Raw genomic sequence first — 24,667 nt, 5'->3', positions numbered from 1 at the left:
GTATGTTAGAGAAAGGTTTTACTCATCCGACCGATCGTGTTGTAAAGCTCAAGAATATGATCCTGCATGCTAAACCGTATGTTGAATCAGAGCGCGCAGTGCTGGCGACGGAGGCTTATAAGGCATCTGAAGCACTACCGGCAATTATGCGCCGGGCGAAAGTGGTCGAAAAGATCTTCAGCGAATTGCCGGTGACTATTCGGCCAGACGAACTTATCGTCGGCGCGGTTACCATTAACCCACGCTCAACAGAAATCTGCCCGGAGTTCTCCTTCGAGTGGGTGGCGAAAGAGTTTGGCACCATGGGCTCGCGCGTGGCCGATCCGTTCATTATTCCGGAGAAAACGGCGCAGGAACTGCAGGAGGCATTTAACTACTGGCCGGGTAAAACCACCAGTTCGTTGGCCGCATCGTATATGTCTGAAGGCACCAAAGAGAGTATGGCCAACGGTGTGTTTACCGTAGGCAACTACTTCTATGGCGGTGTCGGCCACGTCAGCGTGGATTACGGTAAGGTGCTGAAAATCGGCTTCCGCGGCATTATCAATGCCGCCACCAAAGCGCTGGAGCAGCTTGATAAAAGTTCCCCCGGCTATATCAAAAAAGAGCAGTTCTATCACGCCGTTATCATCAGCTATAACGCCGCCATCAAATTTGCACAGCGTTATGCCCAACAGGCGGCGCAGTTGGCCCAGCAAGAAAGTAACCCGGCGCGCAAACGCGAGCTGGAGCAAATCGCGCAAAACTGCAGCCGCGTGCCGGAGTTTGGCGCTACCACCTTCTGGGAAGCCTGCCAGGCATTCTGGTTTGTGCAGTGCATGCTGCAAATTGAATCCAGCGGCCATTCCATCTCGCCCGGGCGCTTCGACCAATATATGTATCCTTATCTGGCAGCGGATAAATCCATCTCGAAAGAGTTCGCACAGGAACTGGTGGACTGCTGCTGGATCAAACTCAACGACATTAACAAAACGCGTGATGAAATTTCGGCCCAGGCGTTTGCCGGCTATGCCGTATTCCAGAACCTGTGCGTTGGCGGGCAGACGGAAGATGGCCTCGATGCCACCAACGATCTGAGCTACATGTGCATGGAGGCGACGGCGCACGTGCGCCTGCCGCAGCCTTCATTCTCTATTCGCGTCTGGCAGGGCACGCCGGATGAATTCCTGTATCGCGCCTGCGAACTGGTGCGTTTGGGGCTGGGCGTGCCGGCGATGTATAACGACGAAGTGATTATTCCGGCGCTGCAAAACCGCGGCGTATCGCTGCATGACGCCCGTGATTACTGCATTATCGGCTGCGTGGAGCCGCAGGCGCCGCATCGCACTGAGGGCTGGCATGACGCCGCGTTCTTTAATGTGGCTAAGGTGCTGGAGATTACGCTGAACAACGGCAAGGCGGGGAATAAACAGATCGGCCCGGCCACCGGCGATATGACGCAGTACACCAGTATGGATGATTTCTATACGGCCTTCCGTCAACAAATGGCGCATTTCGTGCACCAACTGGTCGAAGCCTGTAACAGCGTCGACATTGCCCACGGCGAACGTTGCCCGCTGCCGTTTCTCTCGGCCCTGGTGGATGATTGTATCGGCCGCGGTAAATCGTTGCAGGAAGGGGGCGCGATTTATAACTTCACCGGCCCGCAGGCGTTTGGCGTCGCTGACACGGGCGATTCGGTGTATGCGATACAAAAACAGGTGTTTGAAGACCGCAAAGTGACGCTTGATGAGCTGAAAAGTGCGCTGGATACCAATTATGGCTATCCGATCGGTGGCGCGCCGCATGCGGCGGCAGGCAAAGCCGCGCTGGGCGAACAGGATATTTATGCGGTAGTGAAACGCATCATCGATCAGCACGGCGCGTTGGATCCTGCCGCGATTAAAAAAGAGGTCTACCGCCAGCTTTCTGTTGATGATGCACCTTCATCAACGGCGGGTAACGGCACGCGTTACGCAGAGATTCGTCGCATCATGGAAGACACGCCGTGCTTCGGTAACGATATTGACGATGTCGATTTTGTTGCCCGCCAATGTGCGCTGATTTACTGCCAGGAAGTGGAGAAATACACCAACCCACGCGGGGGGCAGTTCCAGGCGGGGATTTATCCGGTATCCGCCAACGTGCTGTTCGGTAAAGATGTGGGGGCGCTGCCTGATGGCCGCCTGGCCAAAGCGCCGCTGGCGGATGGGGTTTCACCACGCCAGGGTAAGGATATTCTGGGGCCATCGGCTGCGGCAAACTCGGTAGCCAAGCTCGATCATTTTATCGCTTCGAACGGGACGCTGTATAACCAAAAATTCCTGCCTTCATCACTGGCCGGGGAGAGTGGTTTACGTAACTTTAGCGGCCTGGTACGCAGCTATTTTGATAAAAAGGGCATGCATGTGCAGTTCAACGTTATCGACCGTAATGCCCTGATCGAAGCGCAGAAAAACCCAGAGCAGCATCAGGATCTGGTGGTGCGTGTTGCGGGCTATAGCGCGCAGTTCGTGGTGCTGGCGAAAGAAGTACAGGACGACATTATCAGCCGCACTGAACATCACTTCTGATGCGTAGCCAGTAAAACGGCGCGTGTGCTGATGGATTCGCTAACCGGCCCAGGACGGGCCGAATACAACACGCTCTGCGGCTTGCCACCGTTAATCGCGGCGCTGTTACCCATATTAACTTCGTGCGTTCGCCGTCTTGGCTATTTTATTGGCGGCGAATCGGCATCTAAATATCTTGCGGGTAATTGGCGTGTATTCATTACCCGCAGTGTTTATTAAGAGCAATGTTATGAATAAAGTTCAGTACGATACTGAAGGCGTTTTATTTAATATTCAACGTTATTCTTTACACGATGGCCCGGGGATACGCACGATTCCTTTTCTAAAAGGCTGCCCGCTGGCCTGTAAATGGTGTAGTAATCCTGAATCGCAACGGCCGCAGCCTGAATTAATCTACAAGAAAAACGACTGTATCCACTGTGGCAAATGCATTGAGGTTTGCCCGCAGCAGGCGCTTTCGGTCAATAATCTTTTCTTTGTTGATCGTGAACGCTGTATTCAGTGCGGCAAATGCACCCAGGTTTGCCCGACGCATGCGCTGGAAATGAAAGGTAAACGCATGACGGTGGCAGAGGTGATGCGCGAACTGCAGAAAGAAGAGAATCTTTATCGCCGTTCCGGCGGCGGGGTGACGCTTTCCGGTGGTGAACCGCTGGCGCAGCCTGAATTTGCGCGTGAACTGCTGAAGGCCTGCAAAGAGAAGGGCTGGCATACCGCTATCGAAACCACTGGGTTCACTACCCGGGAGGTGATTGAAGATGTTTTCCCATATGTCGATCTTGCGCTGACGGATGTCAAGGCGATCAATCCCGCGGTGCACAAAGGCAATACCGGTGTGGATAATAGCCGGATTCTGGAAAACCTCATCCGCATTTCGTTGATCACCAAAGTGATTGTACGCATTCCGGTGGTGCCTGGGGTAAATGATAATCTCGAAGAAATTCACAGCATCGCTGAATTTGCGCGGTTAATGCAAAATGTCGACACCATCCATTTATTGCCGTATCACGTGTTTGGTGAAAATAAATATAGCCTGCTGGGGCGGGAATATCCCATGGGGGATGCACAGAAGACCGATGACAAAAAAATGGCGCTATTAAAAAAAGAAGTTGAGTCTTTAGGGTTTAAATGCCAGATCGGCGGCTGAGTCTATATCATAATAATATGCATTTCGGCCAGCGGTAACCCTATTTTCTTTCGTAGACATCTTATTTCTTCCAATAATTAAAGAGGTAAGCTATATGAATAGCTTCGATATATTAGTCGCATTTGGCGGCGGGGTTTTCGGCGCCGCCGTGGGGGCGCTGGCCGCGTTTGAATTTGTTGGGATATTGGTCATTGTGATGGCTATTGTTCAGATTATTACCGGCGCACCTTCGGACTTCATTCTATTTCCGTTCGGTTTTTTTGGCCCGCATACCGGCGGGTTTGCAGCCGGCGTTGCAGCGACGGCCTATGCGGCAAAGAAAGGGATGCTCAGTTCCGGGCGTGATATTACCGCGGGGCTAAGCGGTTTAGGCGCATACGACGTATTACTGATTGGCGGGATATTTGGCGTACTGGGTTATGCGGTTGCCTGGGGATTAAATCAGATCCCCGCCTTTGCGCCGGGCTACGCCTGGACGGATACCGTTGCATTAACCGTGGTGATCTCCGGTATGGTTGTTCGCCTGGCCTTTGGTAAAACGGGGCTGTTGGGCAAACCGGAGCTGGGGATCCGCCATTGCTACCCGCCGCAGGACAAATGCTGGATGCCGTACCACAGCCGTATTCCGCAGTTGTCGGTGCTCGGCGTGGGCATAGGGCTGATGGCGGGGTATCTCGGCCACAAGTTCGGCGGGGATGGGGCGCTGCTGGCGTTCGGCCTCTCGGCATTTTCGCTGATTTTTTTGCACTTTAATACGCAGGTGCCGGTATCACATCATATTGCGTTGCCTGCCGCCTTGGCCGCGATGTTCTCGCAAAGCCTGATTTGGGCCGCGATAGTCGGGCTGCTGTGCGCCCTGTTGGGGGAGTTCGTCTCGCGCGTATTTCTGGTGCATGGCGATACCCATATCGATCCGCCCGCGATGACCATTGCGATCATGACCACTCTGGTTAACCTGTTGGCGATGCTTGGGTTCTTCACGCTGTTGCCTTTGCTGTAACGGTATCGCCGGCCTCTCGCCTGTTTTGCTCCGCGCTTTTTCTGATAATCAAGAGCAAGAAAAACCCCGCCAGCCTGTGGTTGGCGGGGTGAAACGGTTAAATGTACCGGTTCTTGCCCTGGGTTATTTGTTACCGCCTTTTTTTGCCGCCGAGCGCGAGTTTTTCTTCGTACCATCCGGTTCTGGCTCGGTGGCTGGTGGTTCCACTGCCGGCGGCGCCTCTGGCGCAGTGGATTGCGGGGCTGGTTCCTCGCTGTCCAGGCAGGAGATTGCTGTGTCAGGCTCAACGTTGACCACGGGGATCTTATCGTTTGCGGGGGTTGCCGGTGCCTCTTGCGCAAGGGCCGGGCCGATCGTTTCGGCCGAGTGAACCAGGCCGGCAATATGTTGCGCCGTACGGGCAATGACTCTGTGCCCATAAACCTGGCCAATCTTGCCGGCGGCCACGATCGCCGCCGCCACGGCCGCGTTGATTGCGCCAACTTCACCTTCCAGTTTGACCGTCACCAGACCGCCGCCTTTGGTGAGTTCATAACCCACCAGGCTGACATTAGCGGATTTTACGGCAGCGTCGGCCGCTGCTATTGCCGCGGCCAGGCCGACGGTTTCAATCAAACCTAAACTTTGCCCGGTCATAACCTTCTCCTGTTGATGTATTCATGATGTGGCATCTTTGGCTGCCGCCAGCCTGGCGGCGTATAACCCGTTATCGTTGGGCATATTCACGTAATATTTCTGCTTTATCCGTCTTTTCCCAAGGAAAAATTTCCCGGCCAAAATGCCCGTAGCAAGCCGTTTGGCGATAGCGGGGCGCCAACAGATCCAGCATCTGAATTATGCCGAAAACGCTAAGATCAAAATGCCGATAGACCAACTGCTGCAATTTCTCTGCGGGCAGCTTACCGCTGCCGAAAGTCTCTACGCTCAGCGCCACCGGGTGCGGCATGCCAATTGCCCAGGCAAGCTGGATTTCACAGTGCGAAGCCAGCCCGGCGGCGACGATATTTTTTGCCACATAGCGGGCGGCGTAGGCGGCTGAACGATCAACCTTGGAAGGGTCTTTCCCTGAGAATGCGCCGCCGCCGTGGCGGGCGGCACCGCCGTATGTGTCTACGATAATTTTTCGCCCGGTCAGGCCGCAGTCTGCAACCGGGCCACCGATGATAAATTGCCCGGCGGGGTTAACCAGCAGGCGGGTGGCCGGGGTGAGCCAACGTGAGGGAATAACGGGCTTGATAATCTCTTCGACGACCGCCTCGCGCAGCGCTGCCAGCGAAATATCAGCGCAGTGCTGTGTGGAAACCACGATAGTATCGGCGTATTGCACGTGACGCTGCTGATAACGCAACGTCACCTGGCTTTTGGCATCGGGCAACAGAAACGGCAGGCGCCGGGATTTGCGCAGCAACGCCTGGCGTTCCATCAGGCGGTGAGCGTATATCAACGGCGCCGGCATATATTCCGCTGTTTCATTACAGGCGTAACCAAAGGTAATGCCCTGGTCGCCGGCGCCCAAGCGCTGCAGGGATTCGCCACGGGTGCCTTGCGCGATATCGCCAGATTGTTTGCCCAGGATATTCAACACACCGCAGGTGAGTGCATCAAAGCCCATGCCGCAACCTACGTAGCCAATCTCTCTGATCGTGTTGCGGACGATCTGTTCAATATCTACAGTGGCGTGGGTGGATATTTCACCGGCGACAATGGCGACGCCGGTTTTGAGCAGGCATTCACAGGCGACTTTGGCCCAGGGATCCTGCAACAGGATGGCGTCCAGTATCGCATCCGCAATCTGGTCGGCCATTTTGTCCGGGTGCCCTTCGGCAACCGATTCTGAGGTAAACAGAGAGTCATTCACGCCAACGCCGCTTGTTATAATGGTTTGATCCAATTATATAAATAAGCGTAAAGCGTTAGCGTGAACTATCTTGCCTGCATGGTGGACTTTTTTGTTTTCCCTCCTGGCATTGGTACAAAATTAACAGGCATGGCAAAGTTGCCCGTCCGCTGCGTGCGGCGCCGGTAAGCACGCCTTGCGGTAGTCTGAAGGCGCCATATCGATTTCTTTTTTAAATATCCGGCAGAAATAGTTGGCGTCCTGATAGGATAACTCTAATGCAATGGTGTTCACCTTAAGATCGCTAAAGCGCAATAGCGATTTGGCGATCGCCATTTTTCGGTTAGCGATATAGTTGGAAAACCCCGTGCCGGTCGCTTTTTTAAAAGCGCGGCTCAGATAGCATGAGCTGACGAACGCGTGGGTTGCGATATCGTCCAACGTGATGTTTTTCAATATATTCTTCTCAATATGAAATTTCGCCCGTTCGACAAAATCCATATTGGCGCTGAGGTGTTTAAAGCTGTAATCGAAGATCTCTTCGCTGATATTCAGCATCGCCAGCATAATGCGGTAATAATTGTGGCTGGCGAGCCCATGTAAGGCCACCTCATGGAGCACGTTATCCACTTTTTTGCCCAGCATGCTGATTTTTTCATCTTTTCCTGCAAGGTATTGATTAAGCACCTCAAGAAAATCGCTGAAGGCTTTATTCTGTTCGCTCTGCGTGGCGCCCTGCTTGCCATTGAGCGTCTCGAACAAATAATCATGCCACTGCCGGTAATTGCAGGCGTCAATGAGCGCGGCGGTTTTTTGCTTCATCTCACGGGAAATCGCGTTATCGTCATCGCTATGGTTAAGCGTTTTTTTGATGGTGGCGGTCAACGTACTTTGTTTAACCGGCTTGAGCAGATAGTCATCGACATTCAGATTCAACATGCTGCGTACAATATCAAAGTCATCATTGGCCGTTGTGACAATGACTTTGGTTTCGTTATTGTTTTTCCTTAGGTATTGGATCACCTGGCTGCCGTTGGGCAACGGGATATTGATGTCTACAAACATCATATCAATTCGGTTTAGCTGATCGATAAGCTGAATCGCTTTTTTACCGGTTGCAGCTTCGTGGATCACCGAATTTTCGACACAGCGCGAGATGATTCTGCGTAACGCTTCTGACTCAATATGTTCGTCTTCGACAATCACTATATTATACATAATCTATCCCCGGCATCTTAGGCCTGTAGCATTGGGAATCGTAATTTTATCGTGGTGCCCATTTGTGGTTTATGTGGACTTATTATTTCCAAACCATAGCTTTCACCGAACAATAGTTGGAGCCGGTTTTTTATATTATTAATACCGATCCCACCTTTCCGGCGGGTTTCATCGCCGGATAAAATATTATCAATGTCTTGTGCGGCAATACCATCGCCATTATCACTGACTTCGATAATTACATCATGGCCATCATCAGTAGCTCGGATAACTAATTGGCTACTTATTTCACGTGGTTCAACTACGTAATTGAAGAAGTTTTCAACCAGCGGTTGCAATATCAGGAAGGGGCAAACGACATCCAGATATTTTTCCGGTATATCGCAAAAATAATTGAACCGGTCATGCATTCTGACTTTTTGAATCGACATGTAGCTAGTGACATAATTTATTTCATTCCTGAGCGTTATTAACCCATGGTTATTTTTACGCAGTAAATAACGCATCATATCGGAGAAATCATGCACCATTGTTTCGGTGCGCTGCGCGTTTTCCAGAAAGGCCAGGCGGCCAATAGTATTTAGTACGTTAAATAAGAAATGTGGGCTGATCTGATAGGATAAGGCTTTAAATTCTGCTTCATGCAGTGAGCGTTCTATTTCAACCCGTTTCCGCAGCTCATCGGTTAATTCAAGATCCTTTTTATGAAGCTCCCGCTGAATATTATTGGCATGGGCCTGTTCAACCAGATAGGACGAAACATGCAGCAGGGTATAGGCTGTCGACTCAAAACGTTCATAGGGCATACGTTTCGTATTTTGATGCAAATTAACCAGTCTGGGGATTTCTTGCCAAATCGCTGTGTTATCGAGAATATAAGGTATCGTTTGTTCAATTTCTTGTTCGACCTTAACCTGTCCGGATATAAATGCGCCAAGATAATGATCGTTAATCATAATCGGCACGGCAAACTCGACAAAACCGCAATAACAGCGATAAACCACCGGCTTGCCCGCCAGCATTGCCGAGCGGCCACCTGCATCGTCACTTTCATAGCAATGGCTTGCCAGAGCAGGGGTCATGCGGGAGCGGGCGCAAAAATCAGAAAAGCCACTGGGTTTAGTGACCGGGACGCCGTTTTCATCGACAACGACAAGTGCAATCATCATCGATTTACTGAAATTATCCTGAAGTGTCTGCAGCCTTTTTACATCAAGGAATTCGTGCAGCTTATATTTATTATTCATATGATCCACCTGCAGGACAAATAAATAAAATTACCCATAAAATGTATACGATTTTTCCAGAGAAAATATTGAAACGGGTCACAGCAGCGAAATATAAAATCGGTAACGGGAGCTAGCGGTTATTTAATGTTTCTCGCATGTTATCAAAAAGTAAATTTAAGGATTGCCGCTGTCGGCGTAATTGGCAAGTGAAACTGCCCTAATGAGGCCGGCGCGAAAAGACGCTTTTTTATACACCGGGCCGTAATCAAAATTTGGCGCATACAAAGGGGGCTGGCCAGGGAATCAGCGATGTGGGCCGTACGCCCGGAGAAGAGAGAACACGTGTAAATTCGGCCTGTGTACCAAGCGTCCAGCGTGCGCCACTGTGGGCCATTTCTCGCCATTTTACCCTTGGGCGCAGCACCTCTCACGTTTGCCGGCTCCTATGCAGATTGTGAAGCCTTCGCAAAGAAAACCCATAAGTAAAAATTTGTTACCTATTACTCGGTATTTTGGCGCGTTATTAAGCGATTGGTGAAAAATTACGTTTGCAAAACTGAATTGTTCATTAATGAAATAAATCAAATATTCATCAATTTACACAATATGGAACATTGTGAGGAAAATATGGAGATTTATTTACATTGTTTACAATAATAATAGTAATCATTATCATGCGCATTTGCTTGCATATCTACACACAATATGGAGATTTGGTCTGTGAATGTAAAAATAGATTACAAAAAAACACCGCTCGCCTTGCTGCTGGCCGGTTTGCTCAGCGCCAATGCCTATGCTGCTGATGAAGATCAAACCGATACGGCTGATACTCTGGTTGTGCATGCCACCGCAGAACAAGAACTCAAACAGCAGCCGGGTGTTTCGATCATTACCGCTGAAGACATCCAAAAAGAACCTCCAGTAAACGATCTCTCCGATATTATTCGTAAAATGCCAGGCGTTAACCTGACTGGGAACAGCTCCAGCGGCAGCCGTGGCAACAACCGCCAAATCGACATTCGTGGTATGGGCCCGGAAAACACGCTGATCCTGATCGATGGCAAACCGGTGATGTCACGCAACTCCGTGCGTTACAGTTGGCGCGGCGAGCGTGATACGCGCGGCGACACCAACTGGGTACCGGCGGAAATGGTTGAGCGCATTGAAGTGCTGCGCGGGCCAGCGGCTGCCCGCTATGGCTCCGGTGCGGCGGGTGGGGTGGTCAACATCATCACCAAGCGCCCAACCAAAGACTGGCATGGCTCGCTTTCCCTGTATACCAACCAGCCGGAAGACAATAAAGAAGGGGCGACCAAAAGAGCCAACTTCAGTCTGAGCGGCCCACTGATTGACGATGTGCTGACCATGCGTCTGTACGGCAATATCAACAAAACCGACGCCGATGCCTATGACATCAATACGCTGCAGAACGGTTCCTACGCGGCCGGGCGTGAAGGGGTGCGTAACAGGGACATAAACACGCTGTTTTCGTGGAAAATCAACCCGCAGCAGATTATGGACTTCGAGTACGCCTACAGCCGCCAGGGCAATATCTATGCCGGCGATACCCAGTACAGTAACGGTAACCTTAGTTCACTGGTGCCAGCGCTGTATGGCGCGGAAACTAACCGTATGTATCGTCAGTCCTATGGCGTCACCCATAACGGCATCTGGGATTGGGGCCAGTCCCGCCTGGGCTTCTACTATGAAAAAACCAATAACACCCGCCTGAAGGAAGGTTCGACCGGGCGTGTTGAAGGGATGATCAACAGCGATGAATACGCGACCAGCCGCCTGGAGAACTACAAAGCCAACGGTGAAGTGAATATTCCGCTCAATTTACTGGTGGAGCAAACGGTAACGCTGGGTGCGGAATGGAACCGTGAACAACTGGACGATCCGGCCTCAATGACCGCGACCAGCGTGCCTAACGCGACGGTTGGCGGTGTTTCGGGCAACCCGGCTTATCGCAGTAGCAAAAACAGCGCGGAATTAAGCGCGGTTTATTTTGAGGATAATATCGAAGCCGTGCCGGGCACTATTATCATCCCTGGGTTGCGTTTCGACTACCACACCAAATTCGGCGGCAACTGGAGCCCAAGCCTGAACCTCTCCCAGGAACTGGGCGAATACTTCAAGGTGAAAGCGGGGATCGCCCGGGTGTTCAAAGCGCCTAACCTGTATCAATCCAGTATGGGATATTTGCTCCGTACTAATGGTAACGGTTGCCCTGTGAGTGTCTCAAGCGGCTCCTGTTATCTGATGGGTAATGACGATCTGGATCCGGAAGTCAGCATTAACAAAGAGATCGGTCTGGAGTTTACCGCGAACGGTTACAATGCCGGCATCACCTACTTCCGCAACGATTACAAAAATAAAATTGTGGCCGGTACGGAAATTTATGGCACAGCTTCTGACGGCGGCAACATCCTGCGTTGGGAAAACGGTGGTAAGGCGCTGGTGGAAGGGCTGGAAGCTAACCTGGTGGTGCCGGTGGTGCGCGATACGCTTAACTGGCGCACCAATGCCACCTACATGATCACGTCCAAGAATAAAGAGACGGGTAACCCGCTGTCGATTATTCCGAAATACACCATCAACACCATGCTGGATTGGCAGGTGACCGACAAACTGTCCACCAACGTTAACTGGACCATGTACGGCCGCCAAAAACCGCGGCAGTACGCAGACATCCGCACGGAAGTGGGGTCATTGTCAACCAACGAAGTCGGCGCTTATTCCCTCGTCGGCGTGGGGGTTAACTACGACGTGATGAAAAACCTGCGGGTAAGTGCAGGCATCAGCAACCTGCTGGATAAAAATATTTACCGTGAGAATGAAGGGGCTTTGACTTATAACGAGCCGGGCCGTGCTTATCATGCCGGGCTGACCATGTCATTCTAATCGGCATCGCCATGGCCGGGTTATCCTTGGTAGCGCAGGTACCGGCCAAGGCAATATGCTAAAAAAATATTTTTGATTTAGGGCTGAATGGGGCGCCTCTCATTCGGCCCTTTTTTCATAATCGACATGCGTGGAAGAACGATTTGCCACGCAGTTTTTTCTCTTCATCGCCAATAGATTTTTCCTGTGGCCTGCGCAGTTGAACACCCGCCACTGCCCGATCACGCGCCAACAATAATACGCGCCGGTATTACGGAAAATAATAACGCTTTCTTATCAGAAACCTGACGGATGATTGGTTTATATTAGGCTTCTCTCTGACTTTGTCGGCACGGCGCTGGGCGCGCGTTATGCGAACGCCGTGGCTATCAACAACAAGAAATGAGGTTTCATTCATGCTTACACCTAAAGTTCGTTCAGGCGGATCTGGCTCATCGTGGCTGGCATGCCTGGCTGCCGCACTGTTGCCGTGGGGCGCCTTATCGACTGTTATGGCGCAAACGCCGCCGGCCCCACAGTATGCCGCGCTTGAGATCGTTAAACCCGTTACGGCCTGCGCCAACCTGGCTACGTTCGATCTGACGGCTATCGGCGGCGCCGGCAGCCGTGTGACTTCAGCGAAAGAACAACGCTCCAGCCAGGGGGCGGCGGTTTGCGCCGTCGAGGGCGTGCTGGCGCCGTCAATTACGTTCTCGGTGGAACTGCCGACGGAAAGTTGGGCGCAGCGCTACCTGCAGATTGGCTGCGGCGGGCTGTGCGGCCGGGTAGCAAAAAACGTGGGGGCGGCGGATGGCTGCGTGCCGTTGAACGCCGGCGGCTTTGTTATTGCCGCCACGGATATGGGGCACCAGGATCAGGATGGCTCATTCGGGCGCGATCCACAAAAGCGAGCGGACTTTGCCCACCGTGCGCAACATCTAACGGCGGTAACCTCCAAAGCGCTGATTCAGGCATTTTACGGGCAGAAGGCCGCCTATGCTTACTTTAATGGTTGCTCGGACGGCGGCCGTGAGGCGTTGATTGAAGCACAACGTTATCCTGATGATTTTAATGGCATTATCGCCGGCGCCAGCGCGCTGAACTTCCAGGCGCAGAATGCGGTGTTCCATGCCTGGCAGGCACGCGCCAATACCGGGGCGGATGGCAAGCCGATTTTGCTGGCATCACGTTTACCGATCCTGCATCAAGCGGTGCTCGCGGCCTGTGACAAACTCGACGGCCTGGCTGATGGGCTGATCCAGAACCCGCTGGCCTGCCACTTTGATCCGGCCACCGTGCAGTGCCCGGCGGGCGCTAAAGACACGTCGGCTTGCCTGACGGCGGCGGAAGTGGGGGTGGTGCGTAAATTCTACGATGGCCCGCGCGATCCGGCGACAGGCACGCGCCTGACGGCCGGCGGCCCGCAATTCGGCTCTGAATTGGCCTGGGCCGGCGTTTACGTGCCAAGCTCCCACGATCAGAAAATCTTCAGCGAGATGGTTTCGCTGCAGGTGCTGCGCAATATGGCGTTTGAAACCAATCCGCCGGCCAGTTTTGGCCTGGCCGACATGAAGTTCGATCTGGCCACTTTCGATAAACTGCGCCCGCGCCACGCACTGTTTGATGCCACCAACCCGGATTTAAGCGCCTTTTCCGCTGCGGGCGGCAAGCTGATCCTCTGGCACGGCTGGGCCGATCAGCACATATCGCCGATTAACACCATTGCCTATTACACGGCGGTGGAAAAACAGATGGGCAAAACCCAGGCCGATGCCTTTACGCGTCTTTACCTGTTCCCGGGCATGTATCACTGCGGCAACGGGGAAGGGCCGTATCAGGTGGATCTGCTCACCCCGATGATGAGCTGGGTTGAAAAGGGCGCCGCGCCGGAAGTGGTCGTCGCCAGCCAGCCTGAACAAGCCGCCGCCAGCGACTTTGGCGCCCCGGTGGGCGATAAGCTGGGCAAAGCCGGTAAGCAAGCGCACCAACCTGCAGCGCCCCTGGCGGTGAAGATCCTGCGTACTCGCCCGGTTTACCCGTGGCCGTATACCGTAAGCTACGCAGGCAAAGGGGATGTGAACCAGGCTGCCAGTTTTGTACGCGGCCCGGCAATTGCCTTTGACATGCCGGCTTGGGCTGGTGCGGACTTCTTCACACCTTATACGCCGCTGCAGCGTTAAGGAGCTTACCGTGCCCGCACCTATACCCACCCACGCGCTCCGTCAACGGGGTTCACTGGCAGTCTGGGGCGGTATCAGGAGAGAAATCAGGCGGTGGCGTGCCAGCGCCTGATGGGGAGGTAGGGGGAATTGACGCGTATTTAACGCTGCGTCACCGATTAGGCTTAAAGTTTGCAGTTAGTCACAAAAGCAAACAGGTGTTTCAGCGGGCTGTTGCTTCATTGGCCAAATAACAACATACTCAAATTATTGCCAATGCCAGCTATTTTGGGGCGGTGGTATTCAGGATTGTTACTTTATGGGCGGCGAGTTTTCATCACCGCGCCATGAGGCAAAACCTAAATCTCTTTATCTGTGGTGTTTTACACCGCATTAAAGGGGTTTAGGTTTTTTTTTGCCTAAATTTTAGTGTTTGAACGATTGTTGAACGCCAATCAGGACAGGAATGACGATGAACCGAAGAGAGTTATTAATCAAAGCCGCCGTGGTCGCTGGTTGTGTAAAAGCACTACCGGCTGCGCAGGCTGCTAGCGCGGTTAGCGCAACGTCTGGAACGCCGGCAAACAATAAGCCGGCCCCGCTTACCCGGCAGCAGCATTGGCTTGAGATGGCTGAAATATTAAAACCGTCGTTGAAAGAAACGCCTTATCCCGCTATCGATGTGGTTGTGCCGCGTGAAGACAAAACCAATTTGCTGGGCGTGGTAATGGATAACCAATACGGCATTGCCGAACTTCCGGGAAAAAGCTTTAAGAGCGGCGAAAGTTTCATTATCGACTTCGGCGAGCACTATACCGGCTATCTGACCTTCACGCTGGGTTGGAAAGGGGTGTCGTGCGACGCGCCGGTGCGCCTGCGCCTGATCTTCGGTGAGGTCAGCACCGATGTCGCCCAGCCGTTGTATCCCTATAAAGGCTGGATCAGCGCTTCCTGGCTGCCGGACGAGGTGCTTAACGTGGACTTTTTGCCGCAGCAGGTGAGGATTGTGCGCCGCCACGCCTTTCGCTACGTCAAGATCGAGGTGATCTCTACGTCTTCAAATTTCAGCGCGACGTTCAGCAATCTTCAGGTGCAGGCAGTGTCTTCCGCCGGCGCCGATCGGCTGCGGCCCGCGAATTACCCCAGCCCAATGCTGCGCGATATCGATCGGGTCAGCATCCGAACCCTGCATGAATGCATGCAAACCTGTTTTGAAGATGGGCCAAAGCGGGATCGGCGTTTATGGGTGGGGGACTTGCGCCTGCAGGCCTTGGTCAACTATGCCAGTTTCAATAATACCGGGTTAGTTCGCCGCTGCCTGTATCTGTTTGCCGGCTTGCAACGTGAAGACGGCTACATTACCGCCTGCGTTTATGAAAAACCTCAACCCCGCATTGGCGAAGTGGTGCTGATTGACTATGCGGCCCTGTTCGGCAGCATCGTGCTTGACTATTTGCATGCGACCAAAGATACGCAAACCGCCGCGGAGCTGTGGCCGGTGGCGAAGCAACAGCTGGAACTGGCTCTGAAGAACGTTAACGCCCAGGGGCTGTTTGTGGCGCCGGAGAAAGATTATGTCTTTATTGACTGGAACCCGGGGCAGGATCAGAACGAAGCGTTGAAAGGGTTGGATAAGCAGGCTGCGATGCAAGGTCTGCTGATTTATAGCTGCCAGCAGGGGCTGGTGTTAGCGCGTGAAGTTGGCCGTCAGCAAGAAGCGGTGGATATCGAAAACAAAGTCGCGTTGATGAAACAGGCCGCTGTGCGTCAATTTTTCGATCAATCGCAGGGCGTATTCGTCAGTGGTGAAAAGCGCCAGATTTCCTGGGCATCCCAGGCCTGGATGGCGCTGGCCAATGTCTTGCCGCGTGAACAAATGGCGCAGGCGTTGCAGCGCGTCATGGCGATGCCCCAGGCCGTTCGCCCGATGACGCCGTATTTGTATCACCATATGGTGGATGCCCTGATACGTTGCGGGCTGAAGTTGCAGGCGCAATCTCTGGTAGAGACATATTGGGGGGCGATGGTGCGCACCGGCACAAATACGTTTTGGGAAGCGTTTGATCCCCAGAACCCGCTGTCTTCGCCCTATGGTAGTAAGCAAATCGATAGCTACTGTCATGCCTGGAGCTGCACCCCCAGTTACTTTATCCGTAATGGGTTTGCGCAAAGGGAATAATCGCGAAGGCGGCTTGCACCGATAAAACGGCGCCGTGCGAAAACAATATCGATAAACAGCACTGTTTAAGACAACGATAATCGGCCGGGGATAATCGGCGGGCATCCCCGTGCCTATTTATAATAATGACATGGGAATATGATGATGGCTAAGACTAACGCTTTGTCGGCAGGAGTTGTTCTGTCAACAATACTCTCTATTGGTTTTCCTCATAATGCAGTTGCCGTAAAATTAACCGTCGAGGAGCGGTTGGCATTATTGGAACAAGAGCTTATTGAAACCAAAAAAGAGTTAAAAGAATATAAGGCTGCAGCCGCAAAAGATCGTCAGGATAAATTATCCGGCAAAGAGCAGGTGTATATTCCGGTGGCGGAAAAAACGCGGGTGGCTGCCAAAGATAAACAAACTGGGGGGGATAAACCGGCGGCGGCTGCAACCGCCACTGCCGGCGTGGGCCAGCCGGCGCTCTCGTTGGACGATATCAGCAAGTACGTGAAAAATGATATCGGCTTTACTTACTCTGGCTATTTCCGTGCTGGCTGGGCCACGGCGTCGCACGGTGTTCCCAAGTCTTATGCCATTGGCTCGCTTGGCCGTTTCGGCAATGAGCACAGTGGCTGGTTTGATTTGATCCTTAATCAGCGAGTTTATGAACAGGACGGCAAATCTGTCCATGCAGTTGTTTGGCTGGATGGCAACGTAGGGCAGTCGTACAGTAATGGGATGTTTGATTCCAGCAGTGATAACCTGCTGCAGTTTTCTGATATGTACGTAACGACCACCGGTTTTATTCCCTTCCTGCCGGAGGCGTCTTTTTGGGTGGGTAAACACTATCTGCGCAGTTATGAAATCCAGATGTTGGACTGGAAAGCCCATAAAGCGGATTCTGCTGGGGCTGTTGGGTTAGAAAATATCGATGTGGCGGGGGGAAAACTGGACGTGGCCTTGTTGCGCCAGGATCTTGATCTTTACTCAAAGGATTATTCAACAACTACCCAGGTTAACACCAATGCACTGGACATTCGCTACCGCGAGATCCCGCTGTGGGATAACGCCACGCTGGAAATTGACGGTAAATATAATACGGCGAATAAAAGCAATAACCAAAAATCAAGCAACTATTTCGCGTTGAAAGACGCATGGTTGGCGACGGGGATTATCAGGCAAAAATTCACCAAAGGCGGGTTTAATGAACTTGCCGTACAGTTTGCCAATAACTCTATTGCCAGCGGGTTTATGCGTATTTCCGATGCTAACCCTGATTACGGCGACGGTAAATATTACTACGGTGAGCATACCGGCGGCACCGCCTTGCGCATTATCTCACAGGGTGAGGCATACCTGCGTCCGGACGTTATTGTAGCGAACGCGCTGGTTTATGGCCGCGGGAACGATCTCTACAGCTACGAGACCGGCCCTCACTCTGATTTTGAAACATTCCGCGCCGTGTTGCGCCCGGCCTATATCTGGGATCAGTACAACCAGAGCGGGGTGGAGTTAGCCTATTTTAATCAAAAAAATACGGCTAACGATGTCAACTACCGGGAATCAGGGTACAAAACCACGCTGTTCCATACCTTTAAAGTCAATACCAGTATGTTGACCTCTCGCCCGGAAATTCGCTTCTATGCCAGCTATTTGAAATCGCTGCAAAACGGCATTTCTCAATTTAGCTTCGCAGATGATAAAGACGACCAACTCAGCGTGGGCGTTCAGGCAGAAGTATGGTGGTAAATAACGGTTGTCATCTCATGGCGCCGTTAAGCTGTTGGCGGAAACGGCGTCATAAAGCTGAATATTCATTTTTGCCGGCATCTCTACACACAATATGGAGATTTGGCGTGTGAATGTATAAACGATGACAAAAAACGCCGCCCGCTATGGTTTCAGCACGCCAGTTTTGTCCGCGGCCCGGCGATTGCCTTTGACATGCCGGCTTGGGCTGGTGCAGACTTCTTTACGCCTTATACGCCGCTGCAGCGTTAAGGATCTTACCGTGCCCGCAGCGCCGGGCGCGGCCAACGCCATAGGTTGTTTTCGTGGCTCATGGGTAATACCACGTGCATGTCATAATGTAAGGAGGAATGGATGAGTCGTCTCACCGCGAAAGATTTCCCCCCTGAACTGCTTGAGCTTTACGATTACTATGCACACGGCAAGATTTCTCGCCGTGAATTCCTTGACCGCGCCGCCAAGTATACCGTCGGCGGTTTGACTGCCGCCGCGCTGTTGTCTTCGCTAAGCCCCAACTATGCGTTGGCGCAGCAGATTGAATTCACCGATCCGGATATCCTGCCGCAATACATTACCTATCCATCGCCTAACGGCCATGGGGAGGTGCGCGGCTATCTGGTGCGCCCGGCCAAAACCGAAGGGCCGCTAGCGGGCGTGGTGGTGGCGCATGAGAACCGTGGGTTGAACCCCTACATCGAAGATGTGGCGCGCCGGGTCGCGAAGGCTGGCTTTGTCGCATTGGCGCCGGATGGGCTGAGTTCGGTCGGCGGTTATCCGGGCAATGATGATAAAGGGCGTGAGCTGCAAAGCCAGGTTGATCCCACCAAGCTGATGAATGACTTTTTTGCCGCCGTTGAGTTTCTGATGGCCGATAAGTCGATCACCGGCAAGGTGGGCATTACCGGCTTTTGCTATGGTGGCGGCGTCGCCAATGCGGCGGCCGTCGCCTACCCGGAATTGGGGGCTGCGGTGCCGTTCTATGGCCGCCAGCCGCGCGCGGAAGACGTGCCGCGCATCCAGGCCCCGCTGTTGATCCACTACGCGGAGCTGGATACCCGGATCAACGAAGGCTGGCCAGCTTACGAGGCGGCGCTTAAAGCGGCCGGTAAAAACTACGAGGCGTATATCTACCCTGGCGTGAATCACGGCTTCCACAACGATTCCACGCCGCGTTACGACAAGGCGGCGGCAGAGTTGGCCTGGGGGCGGACCATCGACTGGTTCCGCCGCTACCTGGTGTAGTTGGCCACGCTCTTTCCCTATCAGCACGCCGGTGCATCGGCACCGGCAGTGCTTTACTGCGTTCTTGCGGCGCGGCGCTTTTGTTTTTCCAGGAAGAACATCACTTCGAGTTTCAGGCCATCCGGATCAAGAAAGTACACCGCGTAATAGCCCTCGCCATAGCTTGGATAGGCGGCGGGCGCGTCGACGATGGTGACGTTTTCTTTCAGCAACACGCCATAGAGCGCATCGACATCTTCATACCTGGCCACTTCAAACGCATAGTGATGGAACCCCACGTCGCCAGTGCGGTGGCGGTGCTTGCGGCCCTGTTCGTCGGCTTCGGTGATCCAGAACATGGTCTCGCCGTTCGTCCAACCGACTACGCGGTCAAATTCCCACTCGATGCTGAACCCCATAAAACCGAGCACGCGGTTGTAGAACTGCTTCGATCGCGCCAAATCGCTCACGCGGATGGCGAGGTGGTCAATACCGATGACTTTTACCATTTGGGTTACCTCCTGGGTAGGCTGAACCAAAGGCATGTTAGCGCCGGGCGGCAGGCGAAAGCGCTGGTTGCGTCACACTACCGTGCTTGAAACAGCCCGGTATGGGCAGCGCGCCTGGCGCCTTACGATGTCTTTTTGGTCTTCGGGTATTTCCAGAGCCAACGGCCGCTGGCCATTCGCCAGTAGAAAAGCAGGCCGCGCAGGATCCAGTCGAAGAACATCCCCAACCAAATGCCCACTACGCCGAAATTAAGCACGATCCCCAGGAAATACCCCACTAAAATGCGCCCGCCCCACATGCCCAGCATGGAAACCCACATGGTGAAGCGTGCATCGCGCGCGCCTTTCAGCCCCGCCGGCAACACCCACGAGGCGGCCCAGAACGGCATAAAGGCCGCATTCAGCCAGATTAAGGTTTTGACCACGTCGATAACGTCTTCTTCATTGGTATAGAAACGGGCCATCATGCCGGCGAACGGGGCCGAGAGCATCGCCAGCGCGCAAAGCCCCAGCGTGGATAACCAGAAAATATGCCGCAGTTGGCGTTCCGACTGGGCGATTTGCCCCTTGCCCAGCCGTGTGCCGACGATGATGGTTGAGGCGGAGCCCAGAGCATTGCCCGGCAGGTTGATTAACGAGGCGATCGAAAAGGCAATGAAGTTGCCGGCGATCACGTTGGTCCCCATCCCCGCGACGAAAACCTGCGTAAGCAATTTGCCGCCGTTGAACAGCACCGATTCGATACTGGCCGGAATACCGATGCCCAGCACTTCACGCAGGATATTGGTGTTCATCGGCAGGAAGTAGCTTTTCAGCGGGATTTTCAACGCCGGGTTGAAGCCGGTCATCAGTACAAAGATTACGGCGGCGGCACCGATATAGCGGGAAATGGTCAAGCCAAGGCCGGCGCCAATGAAACCCAGCCCTTCCCAGGAGAAACAGCCGTAGATCAGCAGGCTGCTGATCACTAGGTTCAGAATATTCATGCCGCCGTTGAGCAGCATCGGGATTTTGGTATTCCCCGCGCCGCGCAGCGCGCCTGAACCAATCAGCGCGATAGCCGCCGCCGGATAACTCCAACTGGTCATTTGCAGATAGGAAAGCGCCAACGCTTTGACTTCCGGCGCAGCGTTGCCGGCAATCATGTTGATGATTTGCTGCCCCGAAAACTCGATAACCAGCGCCAACAGAACCGCAAACACCGTCATGATCGCTAAAGACTGTCGCGCGGCGGCGCGGGCGCGCTCGTGATCCAGCTTGCCGAGGCTGAATGCCACCACCACCGTGGTGCCCAGATCGACCGCGGCGAAGAACGAAATCACCACCATATTGAAGCTGTCCGCCAGGCCCACGCCCGCCATCGCTTCCTTGCCCAGCCAACTCACCAGGAAGGTGCTGAGCACGCCCATTAACAGCACGCACAGATTCTCAAAGAAAATAGGTACGGCAAGGGGCGTTATTTCACGCCAGAACAGCACACGATAGGAACGCCGTTTGGGATACCAAGGCGTGCGCTCAATCGCTTTGCGCAAAGAGAGGATGACGTTTTGCAAGAGAGTCCAGATGCCAGGAAAAGTGGAACAGCGTTTTGAATCATGATGGTAAAAGATTCGGCATTATGCAAAGTCTTTTTTGCTACCGTTTTGCACAAAATTTTTCATGCGTTTCACCCGGCGAAAGCGCGTTAAAAACCGGGGGAAAACGCAGGGGATCAGCCACACCGTATCTCTGCGGCGCGCTGCGCGGGTTCCGCCAGATGCCGGCCGCCGCCGAGCGGCTGCTGCAAATGTAACATGGATGCAACATGGCTGGTTGGAAATGCAACAGCAACCAGGCGCTATGCTCCTTTCACTCAATTGATTTTCATCATTTATTTCCCCTCTTGAAGTTGGCACACATTCTGCTAACACCGTTATAACCAATGATTATCTTTTTATTTTCATAAAGCAGAAAACGTTATATAGAAAAACGATAATTCGCGGCGAAAGCGTTTTTCACCCTACGTCATATCAAGCCACTTCGCCTGCAACCTGATGTATGGCGGATATAAAAATTCATCAATAAAAGACGGGAGTGCCCTATGTCCATTTCAGAGCCAGGTAATCATCCGCTGCAGTTTGCCTATTGGGTGCCGAACGTGTCGGGCGGGTTAGTGATCAGCAATATTCCGCAGCGCACCAGTTGGGATATCGGCTACAACCGTAAACTGGCGCAAATCGCCGAACGCGCCGGTTTTGACTATGCGCTCACGCAGATCCGTTTTACCGCCGGCTATGGCGCCGACAACCAGCATGAATCGGTGTCTTTTTCCCAGGCGCTGCTGGCATCGACGGAAAAGCTGAAAGTGATCGCCGCCTTGCTTCCCGGCCCCTGGAACCCCACCCTGGCGGCAAAGCAAATCGCCACTATCAGCCACCTGTACGGCCCACGCATCGCGGTCAATATCGTCAGCGGCTGGTTCCGTGGGGAGTTTAAAGCCATCGGCGAGCCTTGGCTCGACCACGAAGAGCGTTACCTGCGTTCGGAGGAGTTCATTCGCTGCCTGCAAGGCATTTGGCGCGAAGCCAACTTTACCTTCGCCGGCGATTTCTATCGCTTTCGTGATTATTCCCTCAAGCCCAAGCCGCTGGCACCGTTGCCGGAAATTTTCCAGGGCGGCAGCTCGCGTGCCGCGCGGGATATGGCCGCGCGCGTTTCCGACTGGTATTTCACCAACGGCAACACGCCTGAAGGCATCAAAGCACAGGTGGATGACATCCAGCGCAAGGCGGCACAAAACCAGCATCAGGTGAAGATCGGGGTTAATGGCTTTGTCATCGCGCGTGAAAGCGAAAAAGAGGCGCAGGCGGTGCTGCGGGAAATTATCGATAACGCCAATCCAGAGGCGGTGAAAGGGTTCCAGCACGAAGTGAAAAACGCCGGCAGCGCATCGCCGGAGGGCGAGGGCAACTGGGCCAAATCCAGCTTTGAGGATCTGGTGCAATACAACGACGGCTTTAAAACCAACCTGATTGGCACGCCGCAGCAGATCGCGGAACGCATCATTGCGCTCAAACAGGCGGGCGTCAATCTGCTGCTGCTGGCTTTCCTGCATTTCCAGGAGGAAGTCGAGTTCTTCGGCAGGGAAGTGATCCCTCTGGTGCGCGAGCTGGAAAAGCAATCACGGCCCGCCATTGCCCCGGTTAACTGACAATAGCCCCACCGGCCTGGAGATCATTATGACGTTATCAGAAACATCGCCTTCCTCGCTGGCGGCATTCCAGCGGGCATTGGCGGCGGAGCGCGATGCAGAACCGATCGACGCCGAACATCGCGGCGCGTCTTTGGCGCTTTCCGGTATTTCCCTCTCTTTTGGCGGCGTCAGCGCGTTAACCGATGTTTCGCTGCAGGCCGGCCCATCGCAACTGCTGGCGATCATCGGCCCGAACGGCGCCGGCAAAAGCTCGCTGCTGAACGTGATTTCCGGGCTGTATCGGCCGGATAAAGGGGAGATTGTGCTCGATGGCCGGCGCTACCGCGCCATGAGCGCACAAAAGCTGGCCAGCGCCGGCGTCGCGCGCACGTTCCAGAACCTGGCGTTGTTCCATGGCTTGTCGGTGCGGGATAACGTGCTGCAAGGCCTGGCGCACCGGCGGCAAACGGCGCTGTTCAGTGAAGTGTTCGGTTTGCCGCGCGCACGGCACGAGACGGCCAGCCACCAGCAACAGGCCAATGCGGTGATCGATTTTTTTGGCCTGCAACAGGTTGCCGATAACCCGATAGGCAGCTTGTCCTACGGCCTGCAAAAGCGCGCTGAACTGGCGCGCGCGCTGGTGACGCGGCCGCGCCTGCTGCTGTTGGATGAGCCGATGGCGGGCATGACGCTGGCCGACAAACAGCGGCTTAGCGGGCTGATCCGTGACATTCGCGCGCATTTCGGCACCACGATCCTGCTGATTGAGCATGATATCGGCGTGGTGATGAACCTGTCGGACCGTATCGTGGTGCTGGAGTATGGGCGCAATATCGCGGCGGGTACGCCAGAGGTTATCCGGCAGGATCCGACGGTGATCGCCGCTTACCTGGGTACCGCCTCTGGGCCAGCGCCTTCTGAGGAGGCGGTGTGATGAATATCGACTGGCTGTTTTTAATCGAAGTGCTGGTCGGCGGGCTGTTATCCGGCGTGATGTATTCGCTGGTGGCGTTGGGTTTTGTGCTGGTTTACAAAAGCTCGGGCGTATTCAACTTCGCCCAGGGATCGATGCTGTTGTTTGCCGCGTTAACCTTCGTTTGCCTGGTTGAGCGCGGCTGGTCGGTCTGGGCGGTGCTGCCGATCACACTGGTGATCATCTCGCTGCTGGGCATGCTGATCGAATTCTCGGTGCTGCGGCCGCTGGTGAATCAGCCGCCGATTATTTTGTTCGTCGCCACGCTCGGCGTCTCCTACATCATCGAAGGTGCGGCGCAACTGCTGTGGGGCACCCAGGTGCATGCGTTGGATCTCGGCATCGACGACACCCCGTTTGAGGTGGGCGGGGTGCTGATCAGCCTGTTTGATCTGTTTGCCGCCGGCGTGGCCGGGCTGCTGGTGCTGTTGCTGAGCCTGTTCTTCCGCTATACACACACCGGGCTGGCGTTTCGCGCGGTCGCCGACGACACCTTCGCCGGGCTGGCAGTGGGCCTGAACATTGGCCGCCTGTGGGCGGTGGTCTGGGCGGCGGCGGGCGTGGTGGCGCTGGTGGCCGGCCTGCTGTGGGGGGCGCGGCTCGGGGTGCAGTTTTCGCTTTCTCTGGTGGTGCTCAAAGCGTTGCCGGTGCTGGTGCTTGGCGGCTTCGATTCGATCGCCGGGGTGATTGTCGCCGGCCTGCTGGTCGGCGCGATTGAGAAGCTCGGCTCGGTCTATCTCGGCCCATTATTGGGCGGTGGCATTGATAGCTGGATTGCCTATGCCGTTGCGCTGCTGTTCCTGTTGATCCGCCCGGCAGGGCTGTTCGGCTCCCACCGTTTGTCGAGGTTGTGA

At 54.0% G+C, this 24,667-nt stretch carries 17 protein-coding genes; 11 read left to right on the top strand and 6 right to left on the bottom strand.

Annotated features, from left to right (window positions below):
• Positions 1-2: 2 nt before the first annotated feature.
• The 3 genes from grpM to AC559G_RS09445 all read left to right on the top strand — a co-directional run bounded on the left by grpM (position 3) and on the right by AC559G_RS09445 (position 4,699).
• Positions 3-2,552 carry a glycyl radical protein gene (grpM, locus tag AC559G_RS09455; protein WP_498912365.1) on the top strand — a complete coding sequence of 850 codons (2,550 nt, stop codon included), beginning with the start codon at positions 3-5 and terminating at the stop codon, positions 2,550-2,552.
• A gap of 229 nt (positions 2,553-2,781) precedes the next feature.
• A complete protein-coding gene (locus AC559G_RS09450; protein WP_498912427.1) occupies positions 2,782-3,699 on the top strand; it encodes a glycyl-radical enzyme activating protein in 918 nt (305 codons plus the stop codon).
• Between the two features lie 94 nt (positions 3,700-3,793).
• Positions 3,794-4,699, top strand: a complete 906-nt coding sequence (locus tag AC559G_RS09445; protein ID WP_121553294.1) for a DUF7973 family transport facilitator — start codon at positions 3,794-3,796, stop codon at positions 4,697-4,699.
• A 123-nt stretch (positions 4,700-4,822) separates the two neighbouring features.
• On the opposite strand, the gene AC559G_RS09440 is transcribed toward AC559G_RS09445, so the two are convergent.
• From AC559G_RS09440 to AC559G_RS09425, 4 genes are all read right to left on the bottom strand, one after another.
• Positions 4,823-5,335, bottom strand: a complete 513-nt coding sequence (locus AC559G_RS09440; RefSeq protein ID WP_498912364.1) for a BMC domain-containing protein — start codon at positions 5,333-5,335, stop codon at positions 4,823-4,825.
• 70 nt (positions 5,336-5,405) lie between these two features.
• Complete coding sequence (metK, locus tag AC559G_RS09435; protein WP_498912363.1) at positions 5,406-6,557, bottom strand: methionine adenosyltransferase; 1,152 nt, start codon at positions 6,555-6,557, stop codon at positions 5,406-5,408.
• 120 nt (positions 6,558-6,677) lie between these two features.
• Positions 6,678-7,754, bottom strand: coding sequence for a response regulator transcription factor (locus AC559G_RS09430; protein WP_498912362.1), 1,077 nt, complete (start codon positions 7,752-7,754; stop codon positions 6,678-6,680).
• A gap of 17 nt (positions 7,755-7,771) precedes the next feature.
• Positions 7,772-9,001 (bottom strand): sensor histidine kinase, encoded by a 1,230-nt coding sequence (locus AC559G_RS09425; RefSeq protein WP_498912361.1) that lies wholly within the window; start codon positions 8,999-9,001, stop codon positions 7,772-7,774.
• A gap of 702 nt (positions 9,002-9,703) precedes the next feature.
• Between AC559G_RS09425 and AC559G_RS09420 the strand changes: the two genes are divergently transcribed.
• The 5 genes from AC559G_RS09420 (at position 9,704) to yghX (ending at position 19,180) form a co-directional block, all read left to right on the top strand.
• Positions 9,704-11,887, top strand: a complete 2,184-nt coding sequence (locus tag AC559G_RS09420) for a TonB-dependent siderophore receptor (RefSeq protein WP_498912360.1) — start codon at positions 9,704-9,706, stop codon at positions 11,885-11,887.
• A gap of 395 nt (positions 11,888-12,282) precedes the next feature.
• On the top strand, positions 12,283-14,046 hold the full coding sequence (locus tag AC559G_RS09415) for a tannase/feruloyl esterase family alpha/beta hydrolase (protein ID WP_498912359.1): 1,764 nt from the start codon (positions 12,283-12,285) through the stop codon (positions 14,044-14,046).
• Positions 14,047-14,497: 451 nt separating this feature from the next.
• Positions 14,498-16,204 (top strand): alpha-L-rhamnosidase-related protein, encoded by a 1,707-nt coding sequence (locus AC559G_RS09410; RefSeq protein ID WP_498912358.1) that lies wholly within the window; start codon positions 14,498-14,500, stop codon positions 16,202-16,204.
• A gap of 144 nt (positions 16,205-16,348) precedes the next feature.
• Positions 16,349-17,938, top strand: a complete 1,590-nt coding sequence (locus AC559G_RS09405; RefSeq protein WP_498912357.1) for a carbohydrate porin — start codon at positions 16,349-16,351, stop codon at positions 17,936-17,938.
• A gap of 354 nt (positions 17,939-18,292) precedes the next feature.
• On the top strand, positions 18,293-19,180 hold the full coding sequence (gene yghX / locus AC559G_RS09400; protein ID WP_095848157.1) for a YghX family hydrolase: 888 nt from the start codon (positions 18,293-18,295) through the stop codon (positions 19,178-19,180).
• A gap of 53 nt (positions 19,181-19,233) precedes the next feature.
• Here yghX and AC559G_RS09395 read toward each other — a convergent pair whose 3' ends face one another.
• Complete coding sequence (locus AC559G_RS09395) at positions 19,234-19,704, bottom strand: VOC family protein (RefSeq protein WP_498912356.1); 471 nt, start codon at positions 19,702-19,704, stop codon at positions 19,234-19,236.
• 86 nt (positions 19,705-19,790) lie between these two features.
• Entirely contained in the window at positions 19,791-21,221 is a 1,431-nt protein-coding gene (locus tag AC559G_RS09390; protein WP_498912355.1) for an MATE family efflux transporter, read from the bottom strand.
• Positions 21,222-21,748: 527 nt separating this feature from the next.
• On the opposite strand from AC559G_RS09390, the gene sfnG reads away from it, so the two are divergent.
• Genes sfnG through AC559G_RS09375 form a run of 3 tightly spaced genes read left to right on the top strand, consistent with a single transcriptional unit; the run spans position 21,749 to position 24,667 of the window.
• The gene (gene sfnG, locus AC559G_RS09385) at positions 21,749-22,858 is read left to right on the top strand and encodes a dimethylsulfone monooxygenase SfnG (RefSeq protein ID WP_438598257.1); all 1,110 of its coding nucleotides are present in this window, start codon (positions 21,749-21,751) and stop codon (positions 22,856-22,858) included.
• A gap of 28 nt (positions 22,859-22,886) precedes the next feature.
• Positions 22,887-23,774, top strand: coding sequence for an ABC transporter ATP-binding protein (locus AC559G_RS09380; protein WP_498912354.1), 888 nt, complete (start codon positions 22,887-22,889; stop codon positions 23,772-23,774).
• The gene (locus tag AC559G_RS09375) at positions 23,774-24,667 is read left to right on the top strand and encodes a branched-chain amino acid ABC transporter permease (RefSeq protein ID WP_095848163.1); all 894 of its coding nucleotides are present in this window, start codon (positions 23,774-23,776) and stop codon (positions 24,665-24,667) included. Before AC559G_RS09380 ends, AC559G_RS09375 begins: the two co-directional genes overlap by 1 nt.

Origin of the sequence: Gibbsiella greigii, from assembly GCF_039540155.1 — a bacterium.
GTDB lineage: Bacteria > Pseudomonadota > Gammaproteobacteria > Enterobacterales > Enterobacteriaceae > Gibbsiella > Gibbsiella quercinecans.
The sequence above is the reverse complement of the archived record's forward strand: the minus strand, read 5'-3'. Positions and strand labels throughout refer to the sequence as shown.

Bases quoted from the DNA above. Each gene is read 5' to 3' on its own strand.
- AC559G_RS09450 (WP_498912427.1), top strand. From the start codon at position 2,782: ATGAATAAAGTTCAGTACGATACTGAAGGCGTTTTATTTAATATTCAA.
- AC559G_RS09410 (WP_498912358.1), top strand. From the start codon at position 14,498: ATGAACCGAAGAGAGTTATTAATCAAAGCCGCCGTGGTCGCTGGTTGT.
- grpM (WP_498912365.1), top strand. From the start codon at position 3: ATGTTAGAGAAAGGTTTTACTCATCCGACCGATCGTGTTGTAAAGCTC.
- AC559G_RS09375 (WP_095848163.1), top strand. From the start codon at position 23,774: ATGAATATCGACTGGCTGTTTTTAATCGAAGTGCTGGTCGGCGGGCTG.
- AC559G_RS09425 (WP_498912361.1), bottom strand. From the start codon at position 9,001: ATGAATAATAAATATAAGCTGCACGAATTCCTTGATGTAAAAAGGCTG.
- AC559G_RS09445 (WP_121553294.1), top strand. From the start codon at position 3,794: ATGAATAGCTTCGATATATTAGTCGCATTTGGCGGCGGGGTTTTCGGC.
- AC559G_RS09405 (WP_498912357.1), top strand. From the start codon at position 16,349: ATGGCTAAGACTAACGCTTTGTCGGCAGGAGTTGTTCTGTCAACAATA.
- sfnG (WP_438598257.1), top strand. From the start codon at position 21,749: ATGTCCATTTCAGAGCCAGGTAATCATCCGCTGCAGTTTGCCTATTGG.
- AC559G_RS09415 (WP_498912359.1), top strand. From the start codon at position 12,283: ATGCTTACACCTAAAGTTCGTTCAGGCGGATCTGGCTCATCGTGGCTG.
- AC559G_RS09395 (WP_498912356.1), bottom strand. From the start codon at position 19,704: ATGCCTTTGGTTCAGCCTACCCAGGAGGTAACCCAAATGGTAAAAGTC.
- yghX (WP_095848157.1), top strand. From the start codon at position 18,293: ATGAGTCGTCTCACCGCGAAAGATTTCCCCCCTGAACTGCTTGAGCTT.
- AC559G_RS09440 (WP_498912364.1), bottom strand. From the start codon at position 5,335: ATGACCGGGCAAAGTTTAGGTTTGATTGAAACCGTCGGCCTGGCCGCG.
- AC559G_RS09430 (WP_498912362.1), bottom strand. From the start codon at position 7,754: ATGTATAATATAGTGATTGTCGAAGACGAACATATTGAGTCAGAAGCG.
- AC559G_RS09380 (WP_498912354.1), top strand. From the start codon at position 22,887: ATGACGTTATCAGAAACATCGCCTTCCTCGCTGGCGGCATTCCAGCGG.